Raw genomic sequence first — 18,946 nt, forward strand, 5'->3', positions numbered from 1 at the left:
ATTGGGGCAAAGATAGGTTTTATTGTTGAGTAAAAAGAGTTAATAGTGCTGATATGACTCTAAAATAGCCAAATAAAGGAAAGAGAATGTGTCTGTATTGGATTGATTGAATCTTAATTACGAAAAATTATAGGAAAACCTGTTTTTATTCTTATCTTTGTCCTCTGAAATGAAAAAACTAGCCTACATAACAGCACTTATCCTTTCTCTCCTGATTATCTATTCAGGAGGTGGAGTCTCTATTGTGCATTATTGCTGTGTCCGTTGTGAAACGGTGCAGAGCTGTTGTGATACAGGCTGTCCGAAGTGTAAAAAGACTCATACTTGTGATTCAAAAAAAGGTTGTAAAGATAAGGGTTGTACAGCTATTATCTATAAGCTCGATTTGATGAAACATACTACTGAACTGACAACATCAGCTTTAGTAGTCGATCTTTTGTGTGAGCATTTTTGCTATCTGTTGACTCCGACCTATGCGGATAAATCGGTAGAATATGATAGTCTGACCTCTCCGCCACCTCTCTGTTCGAGGCAGAAGCTGGCGCTATATTCCACTTATATTATTTAGCCACTATTTCTTTCTTATTTATTCCTTTGCTTTCTATTGAATATGGAAGTAAAGCGAAACTGAATGCAACTAAGTTGCATGAGAAATGAATTAATTTTGTATCTCGAAAGTAACTTTAGAAAGAATGAAATATATGATAATAGGACTGTTCCTGTTATTTGCCGGTAATATATATGCGCAAGTACGGGGAACGGTAAAAGATAGTACTGGGGAGGCTATTCCGGGTGCAAATGTATTCTGGATGAATACAGGACAAGGAGTGACAACTAAGGAAGATGGTAGTTTTTCTATTGCAAAACCTTCCAAAAGCCACATGTTAATAATTAGTTTTATTGGTTTCCAGAATGATACCATTCATGTGAGCAGCAAAAATCAGCAGTTGGATATTGTGCTTCGTGATGGAGTGGAATTGAATGAGGTGAATATTGTCACTCGCAAACTGGGGACGATGAAATTACGCAGTAGCGTGATGAATGAAGATATGATAAGCAGTGCTGAATTGAGTAGAGCTGCTTGTTGTAATCTAGGTGAAAGTTTTGTGACCAATCCTTCAGTAGATGTGAGTTATTCCGATGCGGCAACAGGAGCCAAACAAATTAAATTGTTGGGGCTGTCCGGCACTTATGTGCAGATGTTGACGGAAAATATTCCGAATTATCGGGGAGCCGCCGCTCCTTATGGATTGGGATATGTCCCCGGTCCGTGGATGCAGAGCATACAGGTTTCCAAAGGAACATCTTCGATGAAGAATGGTTATGAAGCCATCACAGGACAGATAAACGTAGAATTTAAGAAACCACAGTTGCCGGAAGCCGATTGGGTGTCTGCCAATCTTTTTGCAAGCACTACTAACCGGTATGAAGCCAATGCGGACGCTACATTGAAACTTTCCAAACGATGGAGCACTTCTCTGCTGGCGCATTACGAAAATGAGACCAAGGCGCATGATGGCAACGATGACGGATTTGTGGATATTCCGCAGGTGGAACAGTGTAATGTGTGGAACCGGTGGGCATACATGGGCGACCATTATGTTTTCCAGGCAGGTATCAAAGCCCTTTCTGAAACACGTACCAGCGGACAGGCCAATCATGGAGGGACAATGCACTCCGGTGACCTGTATAAAGTAGGGATCGATACGGAACGCTATGAATTCTTCACCAAGAATGCTTATATCTTTAATAAGGAGAAGAATACGAACCTGGCTTTGATTCTTTCCACCACTTTACACAATCAGGATGCTACGTATGGACGCAAACTGTATAATGTGGATCAAACCAACGTCTATGCTTCGCTGATGTTTGAAACGGAATTTAATCCGCAAAATAGTTTCTCCGCAGGGTTGAGCTTCAATTATGACGCTTATGACCAACATTACCGTTTGGAAAATACAACGGACAATCCTCTCAAAGCCTTTGAAAAGGAAGCTGTTCCCGGTGCTTACGTGCAATATACGTTGAACCTGAATGATAAATGGATGGTAATGGCCGGTCTGCGTGGTGATTACAGTAACGAACATGGTTTCTTCGTGACTCCGCGTGCGCATCTGAAGTACAATCCGAATGATTATGTGAATTTCCGTCTTTCTGCCGGAAAAGGGTACCGTACCAATCATGTGTTGGCAGAAAACAACTACCTGCTTTCCAGCAGTCGTAAGGTGGAAATAGCAAAGAACCTGGATATGGAAGAAGCATGGAACTACGGTGCCAGCGTCTCTACTTATATCCCTATATTCGGCAAAACGCTGAATGTGAATGCAGAATACTATTATACGGATTTCCTGAAACAAGTGATAGTGGATATGGATAGCAACCCCCATGAAGTAGCTTTTTACAATTTGGATGGACGCTCTTATTCGCATGTGTTCCAAGTGGAAGCAAGTTATCCTTTCTTCAAAGGATTCACTCTGACAGGTGCTTACCGGCTCACGGATGCGAAAACGACCTACAAAGGTGAACGAATGGAGAAACCGCTGACCAGCAAATATAAAGGACTACTCACGGCTTCTTACCAAACTCCGCTGGGAATATGGCAGTTTGACGCCACACTGCAACTGAATGGTGGCGGTAGGATGCCTACTCCTTATGAACAGGGAGACGGACAGTTGTCTTGGGAACGTCGTTACGGCAGTTTTGAGCAGTTGAGCTTGCAGGTGACCCGTTACTTCCGCCGCTGGTCTATCTACGTAGGAGGCGAGAACCTAACAAATTTCAAACAAAAGAATCCGATTATCGATGCGGCAAATCCCTGGGGGAACAACTTTGATTCTACCATGATTTGGGGACCGGTGCACGGAGCAAAAGGATATATCGGAATACGTTTTAACTTAGCTAGAAATAGTGAGTAAAAGCAGGAAATAGCGGATGAAAGAAACGATCACATAATAAAGAATATTAATTTTAAACTGATAAGAAAAATGAGAACAAAAAGATGGATGGCCACTTGCGTGGTGGCTCTTTTGAGTGTAACAGCTGTATTGGCAAAAGATATTCGTGTTGTTGTATTTAAAGTGTCGCAGATGCACTGTGAGAAATGCGAAAAGAAAGTAAAGGACAATATGCGTTTTGAGAAAGGGCTGAAGGATATTTCGACCGAAGTAAAAACGAAAATGGTAACCATCACGTATGATGCTGAAAAAACGAATGTAAAGAAGTTGCAGGCAGGGTTTAATAAGTTCAGTTATGAAGCCGAATTTGTAAAAGAAACAAAAAAAGACGATCAGAAGGCTGATAAGAAGTAATTGAACAAATACCTGTATTAGCTTGTTTCTATAAACAAACAAAGGTTCTTCCCCAACTCCTTTTTTGAGAGGAGGGGAAGGCCGTAAACTATAATTATATGGGTAACACAACAAAAAAGGCATTTCCTGTGCTTAATATGCATTGTGCAGGATGTGCCAATAATGTAGAAAAAACAGTAAAAAAATTGCCGGGAGTCATTGAGGCTTCCGTTAATTTTGCTACCAATACATTGACCGTTTCTTATGAGAAAGAGCAGCTGACTCCCGGAGAGATTCGTGCGGCTGTGCTTGCGGCAGGTTATGATCTGATTGTGGAAGAAGCCCACAAAGAAGAACGCCGGGAAGAGGAACAGCATAAGCGTTACACTCGTTTGAAATGGAAGGTAATTGGAGCGTGGATTTTGGTAGTACCATTGTTGGTATATTCCATGATACTGATGCATGTGCCATACTCTAATGAGATTCAAATGGTACTTGCTATCCCTGTTATGGTCTTTTTCGGAGGTGGTTTCTTCACCGGAGCCTGGAAACAGGCTAAATTAGGACGGAGCAATATGGATACTTTGGTTGCGCTTAGTACTTCCATTGCTTTTCTGTTCAGTCTGTTCAACACTTTCTTCCCCGAATTCTGGTATGACCGCGGATTGGAACCGCATGTCTATTATGAGGCTTCTGCGGTGATTATTGCTTTCGTTCTTACCGGAAAGTTGATGGAAGAACGTGCCAAAGGAAATACCTCAACAGCCATCCGTAAGTTGATGGGAATGCAGCCTAAAGCGGCTCGTGTTCTGCGCAATGGAGTGGAGGAGGAGATCTTGATTGAGAAACTTCAGGTAGGTGATTTGGTAGTTGTACGTCCGGGAGAGCAAATACCTGTGGACGGTCAGCTTTCCGAAGGCGACTCGTATGTCGATGAGAGTATGATTAGCGGTGAACCGGTTCCGGTAGAAAAGAAGAAAGGTGATAAAGTGTTGGCAGGAACGATCAACCAGCGTGGTTCATTTATCATTCGTGCCGCACAGGTAGGCAGTGAAACCGTGCTTGCCCGTATTATCGCTATGGTGCAGGAAGCGCAGGGTAGCAAAGCTCCCGTGCAACGCATTGTCGATCGTATTACGGGGATTTTTGTACCTGTCGTGTTGGGTATTGCCATTCTAACATTTGTATTGTGGGTTACCATTGGTGGTAGTGAATATATCTCTTATGGTATTTTGTCGGCTGTTTCTGTTCTTGTCATTGCTTGTCCGTGTGCATTGGGACTTGCTACACCTACTGCGTTGATGGTGGGTATAGGTAAAGCTGCCAGCCAGCATATTCTGATTAAAGATGCAGTGGCTTTGGAACAAATGCGCAAAGTAGATGTCGTTGTTCTGGATAAAACGGGAACACTGACTGAAGGACATCCTACAGCTACCGGATGGTTATGGGCGCAGTCGCAGGAACCACATTTCAAAGATGTACTTTTAGCTGCGGAAATGAAATCGGAGCATCCGCTTGCCGGCGCTATTGTCTCTGCGCTTCAGGACGAAGAAAAAATAAAACCTGCCGCGTTGGATAGCTTTGAAAGCATTACGGGAAAAGGAATCAAAGCCTCGTATGAGGGACATACTTACTGGGTAGGCAGTCATAAACTCCTGAAAGATTTCAGTGCGACAGTAAGCGATGTGATGGCTGAAATGCTGGTTCACTATGAATCGGACGGTAACGGCATCATTTACTTTGGACGTGAAAACGAGTTGTTGGCTATCATTGCTGTTTCCGACCCGATAAAGGCTACTTCTGCCGAAGCAGTGAAGGAACTGAAACGCCAAGGGATTGACATCTGTATGCTGACGGGCGACGGACAACGGACTGCACTAGCCGTTTCTTCCCGTTTAGGAATTGAACGTTTTGTTGCCGACGCTTTACCGGACGATAAGGCCGAATTTGTGCGTGAGCTTCAAATGCAGGGAAAGAAGGTTGCGATGGTGGGCGATGGTATCAATGATTCGCAGGCACTGGCATTGGCTGACGTCAGTATTGCCATGGGAAAAGGAACTGATATTGCTATGGACGTGGCTATGGTGACTTTGATGACATCGGACTTATTGCTGCTTCCTAAAGCCTTCCAGTTGTCAAAGCAGACGGTCAAACTGATTCATCAGAATCTTTTCTGGGCGTTTATTTATAACCTGATCGGTATTCCTATTGCTGCCGGTATCTTGTTCCCGCTGAATGGTTTGCTGTTGAATCCGATGCTGGCAAGTGCCGCAATGGCGTTTTCCAGCGTGAGTGTAGTGCTCAATTCTTTGAGTTTGGGACGAAAATAAGAAACGAACCATAAAAGACAGGAACCTGTAAGCTGTAAACGATGAATGGTAAGCTGTTATTTATGAACAGCGAACTGTAAATAATAGACGGTGAATACTTTGCGGATAATGCGCAATTTATTCACCGTTCATTGTTTTGCATCTCACCATTTATGTTTTCTATCGTCCTTCGTGAAAATTATCTGTTTCTAAAGTCCAATGGTGTCATTCCTACATATCGTCTGAAATACTTGCCAAAGAAAGAGGCGCTGGGGAAGTTTAGAGAATATGCTATCTCTTGGATAGTCATATTGGTCCCTTTCAGTTTGGCTTTAGCATCCATGATAACGATATATGCAATGGTATCCAAAACACTTTTACCTGTCACTTGCCTCACGGTCGTGCTTAGATGTTGAAGAGATATACCTAATTTATCTGCGTAGAACTGTGCACGACGTTCATTTTTATAATTCTCGGTGATGGCTTGAATCAGTTCCCGGCAGATTTCCTTTTTGCGGTTCGAACTGCTATTTTCGCCCGGAAATTTATGATATATCAGTCGTATGCTTGTCAGGATAGTCTGAAGAGACAATTCGACCAATTCGGAATCCATTTCGAAGTTCTCATTGCAACTGGCCCGTGATAATAGAGCAAAATAGTCTTTCAGATAACTGGCTACTTCTTCATTAAGAGGAACTACCGGCTGTTCTATCAGTTTGGGATATGCGTTACCAATATTCTTCATGAGATTGATTCGTCCGGCACAATGAGCAGAGAAGCCGGCAAAGCAAAGGCATACTTTTTCTGTTCTCTCCCGAAACTGAATGATTGTTCCCGGTAATAATGTTATTAAGTCATTGGGGTGAATTTCGTAATCAAGCAGATTGATGGAGGCTTTCATCGAACCTTCGGTACAGATGGCAACAATACATGCTTGCAACCGACAAGATTGCTTGTAAATATTGAGAATGTCTTCTGTTACATTCGTCCATGCTAATACTTCGGTAGGCAAGTCTACCTGTGGAAAGTCCATTTTCATAGTTGTGTGTGTTATATTAGGCCAACAAATGTACGCATTTTCTTTTTATTTCTTACCTTTGTTTTTATGAAAACATTTTTTATTGATTGGAATTTGATACCATACGCCGAAGCATGGCAACGGCAAACAGAATGGTTTGATAACATTGTCCGGGCAAAAGTTCAGGGCGAGAGTTATGAAAACCGTATTGTGATGTGCGAACATCCCCATGTTTATACATTAGGACGTAGCGGGAAAGAAAATAATATGTTGTTGAGTGATGAACAACTGAAAGCAATTGATGCCACCCTTTATCATATTGATCGAGGAGGGGACATTACTTATCATGGTCCGGGACAACTGGTGTGCTATCCGATATTAAACCTGGAAGAATTTCAGTTAGGATTGAAAGAGTACGTTCATCTGTTGGAAGAAGCGGTGATTCGGGTATGTGCTTCTTATGGCATTGAAGCCGGACGTTTGGAGAAAGCGACAGGTGTCTGGTTGGAAGGTGATACGCCTCGTGCGCGTAAGATTTGTGCTATCGGAGTGAGAAGCAGCCATTATGTCACGATGCATGGACTGGCTCTGAATGTGAATACCGATTTACGTTATTTCAGTTATATCCACCCTTGCGGATTTATAGATAAAGGCGTCACTTCTCTTCGTCAGGAATTAAAGCACGATGTGCCGATGGACGAAGTGAAGCAACGCCTCGAAGAGGAGCTTAGAAAACTATTCCAACTCCCAGTTGCCAGGTGCGGCGCATAAAGCAATCTTTATCAGCCAAGGCGTATGAGAAGTCTGCACGTATCGGCCAGAAGTTTATTCCGCAGCCTAGAGTGCCGTAGTTGCCTACTCCTTTGTCTTTGTCTCCGAAATGATATCCCGCACGGACAACACCATATTTCAGGAAATTATATTCGGCTCCTATGCCAGCCTGGAGATGACGGATTTCAGAGGGGAGCAGATAGTTGAAGTCGAGCGCCACCTGCAAACGGTTTTCTATGCTGAATGGCAGGTCGATTGTACCTCCCAATCCTAATCTGGCGGGTAACTTTTGTCCGTCCAGCTTTTTACCTAAGTTGGCAGCTTGGAAACCAATGCTCCAGGAAGCCATTTCGTCCAATAGAGCCATATTGCGATAGTAGGTCGCGCCGAAGTCCAGACAAACGCTATTCTTGCTGTCTGCGCTTTCCGCGGCTTTGGCTTGCAGGTATCTGAACGTTAATGAAAGAGACAGATTCTTGGCTACATTTCTGAAATAAGCAGCTTCTAAGTCCCATACGTGAGGACGGTAATCAAGCACCTTAGGATCTTTGAAATGTCGGAAACCTACAGCAAATCCATGTATGCCTTCCCTTCCGATCCGGTAGAAAAGAGAGGCGCTATGTAGCGCATAATCTTGGTTGATCTTAGCGTATGAATAACTCGCACCCATCACTTCTTGTGAGAAAGCGATGGTAGAAGCATTATGAAAAATAGCTGTACTACCGTTGTCGGTGGTAGCTAATCCTGTACCTGCCATACCTGCCGATTGGGCGTCCGGAGTAAGTTCCAGAAAATAGGCGCTTGCCATTTCTTGTGCTCCCAGCAAAGTGGGGAATAAGCACGAGGCGAGAAGGAAATGTTTTACTCGTTTCATAATCAGTTATTTTTAGAGTGAGACATCCGGACAACACGTATGCCTGTCCACGATTTATTGTTGTTTAGCATGTGATTGAGAGGTTCGTCGCTGACAACTACTTTTCTCAATGTAGAAGAAGCGTGCAGCAGGTGCAGTTTTCCCTCTTTATATTCTGCTATTCCCACATGAGCAATGTCCAGTCCGGGCATCTTCGTTGTGATAGCAATGATATCTCCATTCATGATCCAGGGTAATCCGGCTTCCGGCAGTTCGCTTTTCGGCAACCAATGTACGACTTTTCCGGAGATTGCTTTTTCATATTCGGCCATTTGTCGTACATTTTCCGGCGAATCAGCCAATTTTTTATATTGCTTGGGATGGGTAGACATATAGGAAAGAGAGATTCTCTGGGTATGTGCACTGTTTTTGGCAGTAATATCGGTGAGGAATCCGTGGCGGATTCCATTCTCTATCCATTCGGAAGTATAATGCAACCGGGAAGGATATCCGTTGATGATGCCGTCCCGATAACGTATTTTTTGCAGATTGTCGGCAAAGGAAGAACCGAGTGCCTGTGCCAACGTGTATTCTACGAAAGTGAGGCAATCTACGGCATCAGTCCGGATCACTAATGATTCTTCTCCGTTTTGATCTAATGTGTTAGCCACGTATTTAGTTCCCAGGTAAGATTTCCCGATTCGTAACATGGGTTCGGGGTTTTCCGGGAATACAACGCCGTCGCGCAACCATTTCTCCAATTCCTGTGTCCATTGTTGCTTATATTTAAAATGGTCCTGAAATCCCCAGCCATGTCCTCCGGTAGGATAAACATGGAGAGTTGCCGGAACCTTGTTTTTTTGTAAAGCAAGGTAATAGTTCACTCCGTGGTAAGGTGCTACGGAAGGGTCGTCGGAGGTAAGAGCGATAAATGCTTGTGGAGTATCGGGCGTTACTTGCAATTCGGCAGAGAACTTCTGTATTTGTTCCATTGTGGGATTTTTGCCAAGCAATGCAGCTCTGGTATTTCCCCGGGTGACTTGCATCATCGTAACCACCGGATAAAGTAATATCTGAAAGTCCGGACGTGTTTCCGAATTATAATGAGTAGCGAGTGTAGCAGTTAAATGCCCTCCCGCAGAGGCTCCCATTAATCCTACCTTGTAAGGATCGACATTCCATTCTTTGGCATGTTGACGTACCATGCGAATGGCTTGTTCGGCGTCTGATACGGGGACTTCCCAATGTCCGTTCGGCATCCGGTATTTTAATACCATATAGGTAATACCTTGTCCGCAGAACCAGGGGGCCATATCATACCCCTCTCCATCCATACCCAGTCCACGATAACCGCCTCCGGGACACATGATAATAGCCATTCCATTCGGCTTTTCCGGATGGTAGACCGTCAGGGTGGGATGCGTGACATTCGTGACAAAATGAGGGCGCGTTTCCTGCTCTTCTCCGGTTAGTCCACTGGAGTTGGGAGCACCGTCGGGCCACAAAGGTAGCTCGACGGGCTGCTGCGCAAATGATATGGCAGTTACAAGTGATACTATAATGGATAATAGTCTCCTCATAATGATTTATTTAACTTTCATTGAAGCCTTTATAAAGTAAAGAATCAGTAAGGCATACGCTCCTAATGCCAACACTTCTGACCAAGTATTGTTCAACCATGCCTCATTAACCAGATTGATTCCACCAAAGCGCATCGCGGCACTGATTACTCCCATCAATGCACCTCCGGCAATGAAACCGGATGCCAGTAAGGTTCCTTTTTCACCTCTTTCCGTATTCAGAGATGCATCTTTGCTACGTGTTGTAACAAACCAATTCACTGCTCCACCCACTACCAGCGGCACATTCAGTTCCAATGGAATAAACATACCCAATGCGAAAGCTAATGCAGGAATTTTACAAAGAGTCAGAATAATAGCTAAGACAGCCCCAATACCATATAACAACCAGGGTGCACCTACACCACTCATCAGTGGTTCGATAACGGCCGCCATCGCATTTGCTTGTGGAGCAGCCAGTGCGCCACTTGTAAATCCGTATGTCTTATTCAGGATAATCATTACACCGCCTACTGTTGCAGCCGATACGATTGTTCCCAAGAACTTCCATGTTTCCTGTTTGGCAGGCGTACTTCCGAGCCAGTAACCAATCTTCAAGTCGGTGATAAAACCTCCTGCCATCGACAGCGCGGTACATACTACGCCACCCATTACCAATGCGGCAACCATGCCCGAAGGACCTTTCAGTCCGACAGCTACCATCACTACGGAAGCCAATATCAGTGTCATCAATGTCATTCCCGAAACCGGATTAGTACCAACAATCGCAATGGCATTAGCTGCTACTGTGGTGAACAGGAAAGAGATGCCGGCAACCAGAACAATGGCTACCAATGTATGCAACAGATTCCCTTGCATGACATCAAGGTAGAAGAATAATACGATTAAGATCAGTGTGATGATGGAACCGATGGCGATAATCTTCATGGAAAGATCCCGTTGGGTACGGATAATGCTCTTCTCTACATTCCCTTTACCGCCCATCTCTTTGGCTGCCAGTCCGACAGCGCTCTTGATGATGCTCCAGGAACGGATAATACCGATCACACCCGCCATAGCGATACCGCCGATACCGATGCTCTTGGCATAATATTTGAATATTTCTTCCGGACTCATCATACCTACGGTAGAGGTGATTTCCGGATTCCATGCATTCAGTACACTGTCACCCCAGATAGCAGACATTCCCGGAATGATAATCCACCACACAGCCAATGAACCGGCACAAATGATGGAAGCATATTTCAGTCCGACGATATATCCCAAACCAAGCACGGCGGCACCGGTGTTTACCTTGAATACCAATTTTGCCTTTTCTGCCAGCATTTCTCCGGCACTGCAAACACGGGTGGTAAAATTCTCGTTCCACCATCCGAATGTCGCCACGATGAAGTCATATAATCCGCCGATCATACCTGCCATCAATAACGGTTTGGCCTGACTGCCGCCTTTTTCGCCGGAGATCAACACTTGTGTAGTGGCTGTTGCTTCCGGGAAAGGATATTTTCCATGCATGTCGCTGACGAAGTATTTACGGAAAGGAATCAGGAATAGAATACCCAATACGCCACCCAATAAAGAGCTGATGAATACCTGCATGAAGGTAACCGTCATCTCGGGATATTTAGCTTGGAGAATATAAAGAGCGGGGAGGGTGAAGATCGCTCCGGCAACGATTACTCCGGAACAAGCTCCGATAGACTGGATAATCACGTTTTCTCCCAACGCATTTTTTCTTTTGGCAGCTCCGGAAACTCCTACGGCAATGATCGCAATTGGAATAGCTGCTTCAAATACCTGTCCGACCTTCAACCCCAGATAGGCTGCGGCGGCCGAAAAAAGGATTGCCATGGCAATACCCCATGCTACTGACCAGATATTAACTTCCGGATAATTTTTAGAGGGACCCATCAACGGGTTGTACACTTCCCCAGGTTTCAACTCTCTGAACGCATTCTCGGGTAACCCGGTGAATTTGTCTTCTTCTTGTTTCATAGTTTTTATAATTTGCTAATGTGTTAATTTACATTTCCGTCCTCAAAGTAAACAAAAAAAAAGGAGAACCGAAAGATTCTCCTTTATGTAATAGTCTATTTTTTCCTACTTTGCATCTTTTGCTGTCATATCGCCTTCGATATACAATCTTACCATCTCTGTTTTGGCGTTGGTACGCAAGGTGATTGATTTTTTGAAATGTCCCGGATATTTGCCTGTTCCGTTATAAGTCACCTTGATTGTTCCTTTTTTACCCGGCATGATGGGCTCCTTTGTATATTCGGGTACTGTACATCCGCAAGAGGCTACAGCCTGATGGATCACCAGAGGGGCATCGCCGATATTAGTAAAGGTAAATGTGCAACTGACAACCGGGCTGTTTTCAGAAAACTTACCGAAATCGTGAGTTGTTTTGTCAAACTTGATATCTGCATTTGTTTGCGCAAATGCAAAGCTTACGCCCATTACTAACAGGGTCATTAAAAAAAGTATCTTTTTCATTTTTCCTTCTCTTTTTGATTACAAACGACAAAGATAATGCTTTTCCCCTAAAATATACTTTATGGAGTGCGAAATAGTATTAAACGATTCTCTTTTGCTATTTTGAGAGCTGGAATCCGAGCATCATTCCATCGTAATTTTCGGCCAGTGAACTAACTGTTTTCAGTGCGGTACTGCTACTTTTGCTACCGATGAAAGCCATTAGTTTCAACAGTTTGTCCGAGTTGAACAGTAACTCCAGTGAACTGGAACTGCAATTTACTTTAGCGTGCAGATTCAGAAGTTTCAAATACTTCAAATCAACTTGTTTGGTTGAAGCATTGTAGGAGTAAGTGCCTTTCAATGTTTTCTTGCCCACCGTGCTGGTGAAAGTACTGTCGGCATTGAAAGTGAAACTCATCTGGCCGTCTTTAATACCTATTTTGCTTAATTGTTCGTTCAGCTTATTTTCAGCCATAGTAGCTGCGGCAGCTCCGCCTGCTTTCATTAGTAAGTTATCCGATTCGAACTCTACCGCCGAACCTTTGTAGCTCCATGTTCCGGTCATGTCGATAGATTCGGTGGTTCCGGTGATGGCATTTACTACTTTTGAAATGTTGTCCTTATTAAATAAGTCGGACCATGATTGCGCCTGGCTGTTAGTCGCCATCAGCATAAATACTGCCATAAAGGCAATAGATAAAAAATTCTTTTTCATTTTCATTCTTCTTTCATTTAACATTGAGATCCTTGTTTATGTTTTCTATGTAGTTGAGTATATCAATACGTCCTGTGCGGTCTTCCGAGGAAGATACGAAGTGAGGAGGGAGCTCTTCCCATTGTTTGCCCAACTCACGTAAATAGGCATTGATATTCATTTTTAAACGTCCACCTTTTAGCTTGTCGGCTTTGGTAAAGATGATAGAGAAGGGGATACCGTTCTCGCCCAGCCATTCCATAAACTCGAGGTCTATTTTTTGAGGTTCCAGCCGGCTGTCTATCAGGACAAAGAGGTTGGTCATTTGCTCCCGTTCCAAGATATAATCTTCGATTATAGTGCGTATCTGGTCTTTCCCTTTTTGTCCGCGTCGGGCATAGCCATATCCCGGAAGGTCGACGAGATACCAATTCTTATTGATAAGGAAGTGGTTGATTAACATCGTTTTTCCCGGAGTGGAAGAGGTCATGGCCAGACCTTTACGGCTGGTCAACATATTGATAAGACTTGATTTTCCCACATTCGAACGGCCTATAAAGGCATATTCCGGGAAAATACCGGCCGGGCATTTCTTCACGTCCGTATTGCTAATCACAAATTCAGCACTTGTTATTTCCATTTTCTTGTCATTTATTTCTTTATAAAATCGTTTATAATAAACTCGCTCATCGTTTATAATAAACTATTGCGCAGTTTATAATAAACTCTGCCATTATTTATTATAAACTCTGGAGTACCTGTTTTTATGGCACTTTCAGCGTTTTCTCTTTTTTGGACATACACATTAACCCTGCAAAGGTAAGCGTTCCATTTAACATTAGCAATTCATAACCGAATTTATATCCGGTTTCTTTTCCAATCCACCAGTTGGCAAGATAGCAGAACAGTGGTGAAAGGATGGCTATGAGAGGAACCCACCGGTCGTTCGTTTGCCTGCGTGTAAAAAGTCCGAAAGCAAACATTCCGAGCAGGGGGCCGTATGTGTAGGAGGCGATGATATATATGGCGTCAATAACGCTCTTATTATTAAGTATTTCTACCAGGCAGATGAAGAATGCCAATAAGACTGATAACGATAAATGCACTTTGTCTCTTTTGCGACGTGCCGTTTCTTCTGTGTCTTTTTCCGTATTTAGCAGATCTACGCATACACTGGTTGTCATGGCTGTCAGGGCGGAATCCGAGTTGCTGAAAGCTGCTGCGATAATACCGATTGTAAAAAGTACCAATACGGATTGTCCCAGATAACCTTGGGCTGCAAACATGGGCAGTATATCATCATTCATGGCTGGCAGTTCGAGTTGCATTTGTCCCGCTAGCGCTATCAATAGAATTCCCAAGCATAGAAAAAGGAAATTTAGCGGAATGAATGAGAAACCGTAGCAGTACATGTTTTTTTGTGCTTCCCGGAGGTTCCGGCAAGAAAGATTCTTTTGCATCATATCCTGATCCAGTCCGGTCATTACGATGACAATGAAGATACCACTGAAGAACTGTTTGAAGAAGTTTTGCCGGGATACCCAGTCGTCAAATACAAAAATACGGCTGTGTTCGCTGTTTTGGATTGTTTGCACAATGCCGCTGAAGTTAAGGTCTAATCTTTGGATCGTAAAATAGATGATAAAAATCAGAGCGGCAATCAGGCAAAATGTTTGTAAGGTATCTGTCCACACGATGGTCTTTATTCCGCTTTTATGAGTATATATCCATACCAATGCAACCGAACCGACAGCAATCAGCCAAAAGGGAACGTGCATTTCCTGAAATACATACGTATGGAGAATGAGGCATACCAGATAAAGTTTGGCTGCGGTTCCCAACATGCGTGACAGCAGAAAGAAAAAGGAACCGGTGCGATAGGCACGCACCCCGATGCGGGTGCCGAGATATCCGTAGATACTTGTCAGATTCAATTTATAATATAAAGGAAGTAAGATATGGGCTACGGCCATGTATCCGAAGAAAAATCCGAGTACCGTTTGCATATACGTCATATCCATTCCGCGCACCATTCCCGGTACAGAGACGAAAGTGACTCCGGAGATAGAGGCGCCAATCATTCCAAAAGAGACTATATACCAAGGTGATTGGTTTTCTCCCTTGAAGAACGCTGCATTCGATCCGCCCTTACGTCCGGTGATACGGGCTATTAGTAATAATACCGCGAAGTAGCAAAGAATAGTGACTAGTATCATCATAACAGATGCAAAGGTAGCAATTTTTGTAGGTATTAAAAACAATAATCTGTATCTTTGCAGGGTTTTATCGATAGAACAGCAAATATTATCTATGAACCAACAATATCCTTCTATACTGCTTGAAAAGGCAGTCGGCGAATTTTCCAAACTTCCGGGTATCGGGCGTAAGACGGCTATGAGGCTTGTTCTGCATCTGCTCCGTCAGGATACGGCTACTGTGGAAGCTTTCGGAAATTCTATCATAACGTTGAAACGTGAGGTGAAATACTGCAAAGTGTGTCATAATATATCCGATACTGAAACTTGCCAGATTTGTGCTAATCCGCAACGGGATGCTTCCACTGTCTGTGTGGTGGAAAATATCCGTGATGTAATGGCGGTAGAGGCAACCCAGCAGTATCGCGGGCTTTATCATGTTTTGGGTGGGGTTATTTCTCCAATGGACGGAGTCGGACCGAGTGACCTTCAAATTGAAAGCCTGGTGCAGCGGGTGGCTGAAGGTGGAATCAAAGAAGTTATTCTGGCATTGAGCACTACGATGGAGGGGGATACTACCAACTTCTATATCTATCGCAAGCTGGATAAACTAGGGGTTAAACTAAGTGTGATAGCCCGTGGCATATCGATTGGTGATGAACTTGAATATGCCGATGAAGTGACTTTAGGACGCAGCATTGTGAACCGGACGCTTTTTACCGGAACTGTATAATCATTATTAATTATTTAAGAACGAACATGGAAGAACAGATAAAACGAGCTGTCAGAAATTTGAATATCAGTTATGTTTTCTTTTGGGTGCTCCCGGCATTTTTGCTTGGGGCAGGAGAGTTTGAACTCTATCCCGTAGGAGGTTTGGTAGATAACGCACCGGCTATCTACTATTTTGAGACGGTCGGCATTTTGCTCACTGCTTTGTGTGTGCCTCTTTCTCTCAAATTATTTAGCTTGGTGCTTAAGAAAAAGATAGATCACATGACTATCACGCTTGCCTTGAAGCGATATGTGCAATGGAACATTGTTCGCTTGGGAGTGCTTGAAGTAGCTATTGTGGTGAACCTTTTGTGTTACTACCTGACGTTGAGCAATACGGGTAATCTCTGTATGCTGATTGGCCTGACAGCGTCACTTTTCTGTCTGCCCAGCGAGAAGAGATTGCGTAACGAACTTCACATTGCAAAAGAAGAAAAGCTATGAGACAGTCCTTCTTGATGAACGATCGTATCTATCTTCGTGCGGTAGAACCGGAAGATATGGATATAATGTATGAGATGGAAAATGATCCTTCGATGTGGGACATCAGTAACTTTACGGTTCCATACTCCCGTTACGTGTTGCGCCAATATATTGAAGGTTCGCAGTGTGATGTGTTTGCGGATAAGCAATTACGTCTGATGATTGTGCGCAAATCCGACCAGTGTATACTTGGTACGATTGATATTACGGATTTCGTTCCCCTTCATTCGCGGGGAGAAGTAGGAATTGCCGTGCATAAGGATTATCGGCAGCAAGGTTATGCCACCGACGCATTGAAGCTGCTTTGTGAATATGCTTTTGATTTTCTGTCTTTAAGTCAGCTTTATGCACATGTCACGACAGATAATGACGTTTGTGTAAAGCTGTTCACGTCTTGTGGCTTCGTTCAATGCGGATTATTGAAAAACTGGCTGCAAGTGGAGGGCTGCTACAAAGATGCATTGCTCCTCCAATGTTTGAATCCTAAGAAATAAAATATTAGTTGAGAGTAGGCACTTGTGGGAAGCGTGACCACGTTTCGTACTTGCTGCCTAGTTTCTCTAAAGCAGTCCGCCACATATCTTTGATATTGTTTTTCATCAGATATGATTTTTCTTCTTCAGACACCAACCATGTGTTTTCTCTGATTTCGTTATTTAACTGTTCGCTATCCCAACCGGAATATCCCAAGAAGAAACGAATGCATTCACTGATTTTATTCCCTTGTAATATATATTTCTTTATTTCATCAAAATCTCCATTCAGATAAAGCCCTTTACTGATAGAAATGGATCCGGGGATATCAGATAATGTGTGGAGATAAAATAGGGTATCAGTGGCAATAGGTCCACCTTTGTATAGAGGAATCTCATCCAGATATTTAAATTCCATGATGATATCGTTAAGGAACAATGGCAGTTGCTTGTTGATAACCAATCCCATACTTCCTTCATCCGTATGATCGACCAGTAAAATTACGGATCTGCCAAACGTTGCGTCACGTAGAAAAGGTTCTGATATTAAAATCCTTCCTCTCGATGGCAACACATTATTCGATTGAATCTTAAATATGTCAGAGTCGATATTCATGCCACTAAAGTAAGAAAAAAAACGGAATAACAATCGTTCTTTCCGTTTTTTTTCATTTTAAGAATGGCTTTTATGAATATCTTATGTCAAATAATCAGGCTATCGGATGATTTTCAGCAAATAGTTTCATTCTTTCATCCAGTTGAGCATATTGGTGGTCTTTAATGAAAGAGGTACACGCGCGCAATCCTTCCTGATGGCTTCCTGTAGTTACTAATGAGATAGCGCTGACTCCGTAGTACATCAATTCTTTCGCCAGTTCGCCACTGGTCATTCCCGGATAACCGATGGTGAAATAAAATCCGTCTGCAATCGGCTCGCCCAGATCGTTGTCATATACCAGATGAAAACCGTGACGGAGGAAGATTTCTTTTAATTTCCGTGCTCTTTCACCGTATATCTTCACTTCGTTAAGGAAATTATATTGTCCTTCGTTGGCAGCTTTCAGCATGGCGGCCATGGCGAACTGTGCAGAATGACTAGTTCCTGAAGAAAGCGCATAAAGCACACGGTGAATGAAAACCGTTCCGAAAGTTCCGCCACCATATCGTTTGGTCAGTCCCGGATAGCTTCGGTGGTATAGTTTATCAGAGATACAACTTACCCCAATACGTTGCCCGGCGTAGCTGAATGCTTTTGAGCCGGAAATCAGCAATACGTAATTGTCCGTATAATGGGCAACTGATGGCTGGAAAGGAGGTTGATACGGTTTACTTAAATCTTGGCGGAAGTCCATGGCAAAATAAGCCAAATCCTCCAGAACAATCACATCATACAGTGTTGCCAATTCACCGATAATCCTCAATTCTTCTTCTTTCAGGCAAATCCAGCTGGGATTATTGGGATTTGAATAAATGATGGCTGATATATTTCCTTTTTTCAGATAGCTTTCCAGTTTCTCTTTCAGTTTTTCTCCGCGGTAGTCATACACATCAAATGTTTCAAACTTTTGCCCCATTACAACCAACTGCTGTTTCTGTACCGGAAACCCTGGATCGATAAACAAAATCGTATCTTTCTTTTCGTCACATTGGCTGCAAGTAAGAAATGAAGCGAATGTACCTTGCATGGAACCAGTGACAGGCACACAACCTTCCGGACTTAAATCTACGTTGATGAATGCTTTGATAAAGTTGGATGCCTCTTTCTTTAGTTCCGGCAATCCGTTGATGTCGGGATATAGACTGGCAATGCCATTTTGTAATGCTTCAATTTCCGCTTTCACGCCTACAGCGGAAGGAGGAAGTCCCGGAACACCCATTTCCATTTTGATAAATTCAACTCCCGATGCTGTTTCTGCTTTTGAAGCAATGGCTTTCACTTCACGAATGGTAGCTTTGGAAAAATCGACAATTTGAAACTCATTGATGGTTTCGTCAATCAGATGTCGTTCAATTGGTGTATTTTTCATTCTA

18 protein-coding genes are annotated in these 18,946 nt (G+C 43.3%); 8 read left to right on the forward strand and 10 right to left on the reverse strand.

All coding sequences use genetic code 11. The annotated features are described in order from the left end of the window. The first annotated feature begins 169 nt into the window (after positions 1–169). From Bovatus_RS02560 to Bovatus_RS02575, 4 genes are all read left to right on the forward strand, one after another. A complete protein-coding gene (locus Bovatus_RS02560) occupies positions 170–568 on the forward strand; it encodes a hypothetical protein (RefSeq protein WP_004306293.1) in 399 nt (132 codons plus the stop codon). 124 nt (positions 569–692) lie between these two features. After that, entirely contained in the window at positions 693–2,915 is a 2,223-nt protein-coding gene (locus Bovatus_RS02565) for a TonB-dependent receptor (protein WP_004300411.1), read from the forward strand. Between the two features lie 69 nt (positions 2,916–2,984). Then, entirely contained in the window at positions 2,985–3,308 is a 324-nt protein-coding gene (locus Bovatus_RS02570) for a heavy-metal-associated domain-containing protein (protein WP_004300412.1), read from the forward strand. A gap of 98 nt (positions 3,309–3,406) precedes the next feature. Continuing rightward, complete coding sequence (locus tag Bovatus_RS02575; RefSeq protein ID WP_004300414.1) at positions 3,407–5,617, forward strand: heavy metal translocating P-type ATPase; 2,211 nt, start codon at positions 3,407–3,409, stop codon at positions 5,615–5,617. Between the two features lie 178 nt (positions 5,618–5,795). Here the strand turns inward: Bovatus_RS02575 and Bovatus_RS02580 are convergent, their stop codons facing one another. Further along, positions 5,796–6,635, reverse strand: a complete 840-nt coding sequence (locus tag Bovatus_RS02580; protein ID WP_004300415.1) for a helix-turn-helix domain-containing protein — start codon at positions 6,633–6,635, stop codon at positions 5,796–5,798. A gap of 66 nt (positions 6,636–6,701) precedes the next feature. Between Bovatus_RS02580 and lipB the strand changes: the two genes are divergently transcribed. Further along, positions 6,702–7,385, forward strand: a complete 684-nt coding sequence (gene lipB, locus Bovatus_RS02585) for a lipoyl(octanoyl) transferase LipB (RefSeq protein WP_004300416.1) — start codon at positions 6,702–6,704, stop codon at positions 7,383–7,385. Here the strand turns inward: lipB and Bovatus_RS02590 are convergent. The 7 genes from Bovatus_RS02590 to Bovatus_RS02620 all read right to left on the reverse strand — a co-directional run bounded on the left by Bovatus_RS02590 (position 7,342) and on the right by Bovatus_RS02620 (position 15,209). Next, the gene (locus tag Bovatus_RS02590) at positions 7,342–8,259 is read right to left on the reverse strand and encodes a PorV/PorQ family protein (protein ID WP_004300417.1); all 918 of its coding nucleotides are present in this window, start codon (positions 8,257–8,259) and stop codon (positions 7,342–7,344) included. The two genes, lipB and Bovatus_RS02590, sit on opposite strands and share 44 nt — an antisense overlap. Positions 8,260–8,261: 2 nt before the next feature. Continuing rightward, complete coding sequence (locus Bovatus_RS02595; RefSeq protein WP_004300418.1) at positions 8,262–9,818, reverse strand: N-acetylmuramoyl-L-alanine amidase-like domain-containing protein; 1,557 nt, start codon at positions 9,816–9,818, stop codon at positions 8,262–8,264. 6 nt (positions 9,819–9,824) lie between these two features. After that, entirely contained in the window at positions 9,825–11,813 is a 1,989-nt protein-coding gene (locus tag Bovatus_RS02600; RefSeq protein WP_004300419.1) for an OPT family oligopeptide transporter, read from the reverse strand. 105 nt (positions 11,814–11,918) lie between these two features. Then, positions 11,919–12,314 (reverse strand): DUF1573 domain-containing protein, encoded by a 396-nt coding sequence (locus Bovatus_RS02605; RefSeq protein WP_004300420.1) that lies wholly within the window; start codon positions 12,312–12,314, stop codon positions 11,919–11,921. A gap of 97 nt (positions 12,315–12,411) precedes the next feature. Then, entirely contained in the window at positions 12,412–13,035 is a 624-nt protein-coding gene (locus Bovatus_RS02610) for a DUF4923 family protein (RefSeq protein ID WP_004300421.1), read from the reverse strand. Then, entirely contained in the window at positions 13,025–13,630 is a 606-nt protein-coding gene (yihA, locus tag Bovatus_RS02615) for a ribosome biogenesis GTP-binding protein YihA/YsxC (RefSeq protein ID WP_004300422.1), read from the reverse strand. The genes Bovatus_RS02610 and yihA overlap by 11 nt, the downstream gene beginning before the upstream one ends. Before the next feature lie 124 nt (positions 13,631–13,754). Beyond that, the gene (locus Bovatus_RS02620; RefSeq protein ID WP_004318555.1) at positions 13,755–15,209 is read right to left on the reverse strand and encodes a sodium:solute symporter; all 1,455 of its coding nucleotides are present in this window, start codon (positions 15,207–15,209) and stop codon (positions 13,755–13,757) included. Positions 15,210–15,300: 91 nt separating this feature from the next. Between Bovatus_RS02620 and recR the strand changes: the two genes are divergently transcribed. From recR to Bovatus_RS02635, 3 genes are read left to right on the forward strand one after another with little or no spacing between them, the layout of a single operon-like run. Beyond that, positions 15,301–15,918 (forward strand): recombination mediator RecR, encoded by a 618-nt coding sequence (recR, locus tag Bovatus_RS02625; protein WP_004318553.1) that lies wholly within the window; start codon positions 15,301–15,303, stop codon positions 15,916–15,918. 26 nt (positions 15,919–15,944) lie between these two features. Next, a complete protein-coding gene (locus Bovatus_RS02630) occupies positions 15,945–16,403 on the forward strand; it encodes a hypothetical protein (RefSeq protein WP_004300425.1) in 459 nt (152 codons plus the stop codon). Next, a complete protein-coding gene (locus Bovatus_RS02635; RefSeq protein WP_004300426.1) occupies positions 16,400–16,936 on the forward strand; it encodes a GNAT family N-acetyltransferase in 537 nt (178 codons plus the stop codon). Before Bovatus_RS02630 ends, Bovatus_RS02635 begins: the two co-directional genes overlap by 4 nt. 4 nt (positions 16,937–16,940) lie before the next feature. Here the strand turns inward: Bovatus_RS02635 and Bovatus_RS02640 are convergent, their stop codons facing one another. Together Bovatus_RS02640 and Bovatus_RS02645 are read right to left on the reverse strand one after the other, a co-directional pair. Further along, on the reverse strand, positions 16,941–17,531 hold the full coding sequence (locus Bovatus_RS02640) for a YqgE/AlgH family protein (protein ID WP_004300427.1): 591 nt from the start codon (positions 17,529–17,531) through the stop codon (positions 16,941–16,943). A gap of 94 nt (positions 17,532–17,625) precedes the next feature. Next, the gene (locus tag Bovatus_RS02645; RefSeq protein WP_004300428.1) at positions 17,626–18,942 is read right to left on the reverse strand and encodes an aminotransferase class I/II-fold pyridoxal phosphate-dependent enzyme; all 1,317 of its coding nucleotides are present in this window, start codon (positions 18,940–18,942) and stop codon (positions 17,626–17,628) included. Between the last annotated feature and the right edge of the window lie 4 nt (positions 18,943–18,946).

It is taken from the genome of Bacteroides ovatus, from assembly GCF_001314995.1.
Taxonomy (GTDB): domain Bacteria; phylum Bacteroidota; class Bacteroidia; order Bacteroidales; family Bacteroidaceae; genus Bacteroides; species Bacteroides ovatus.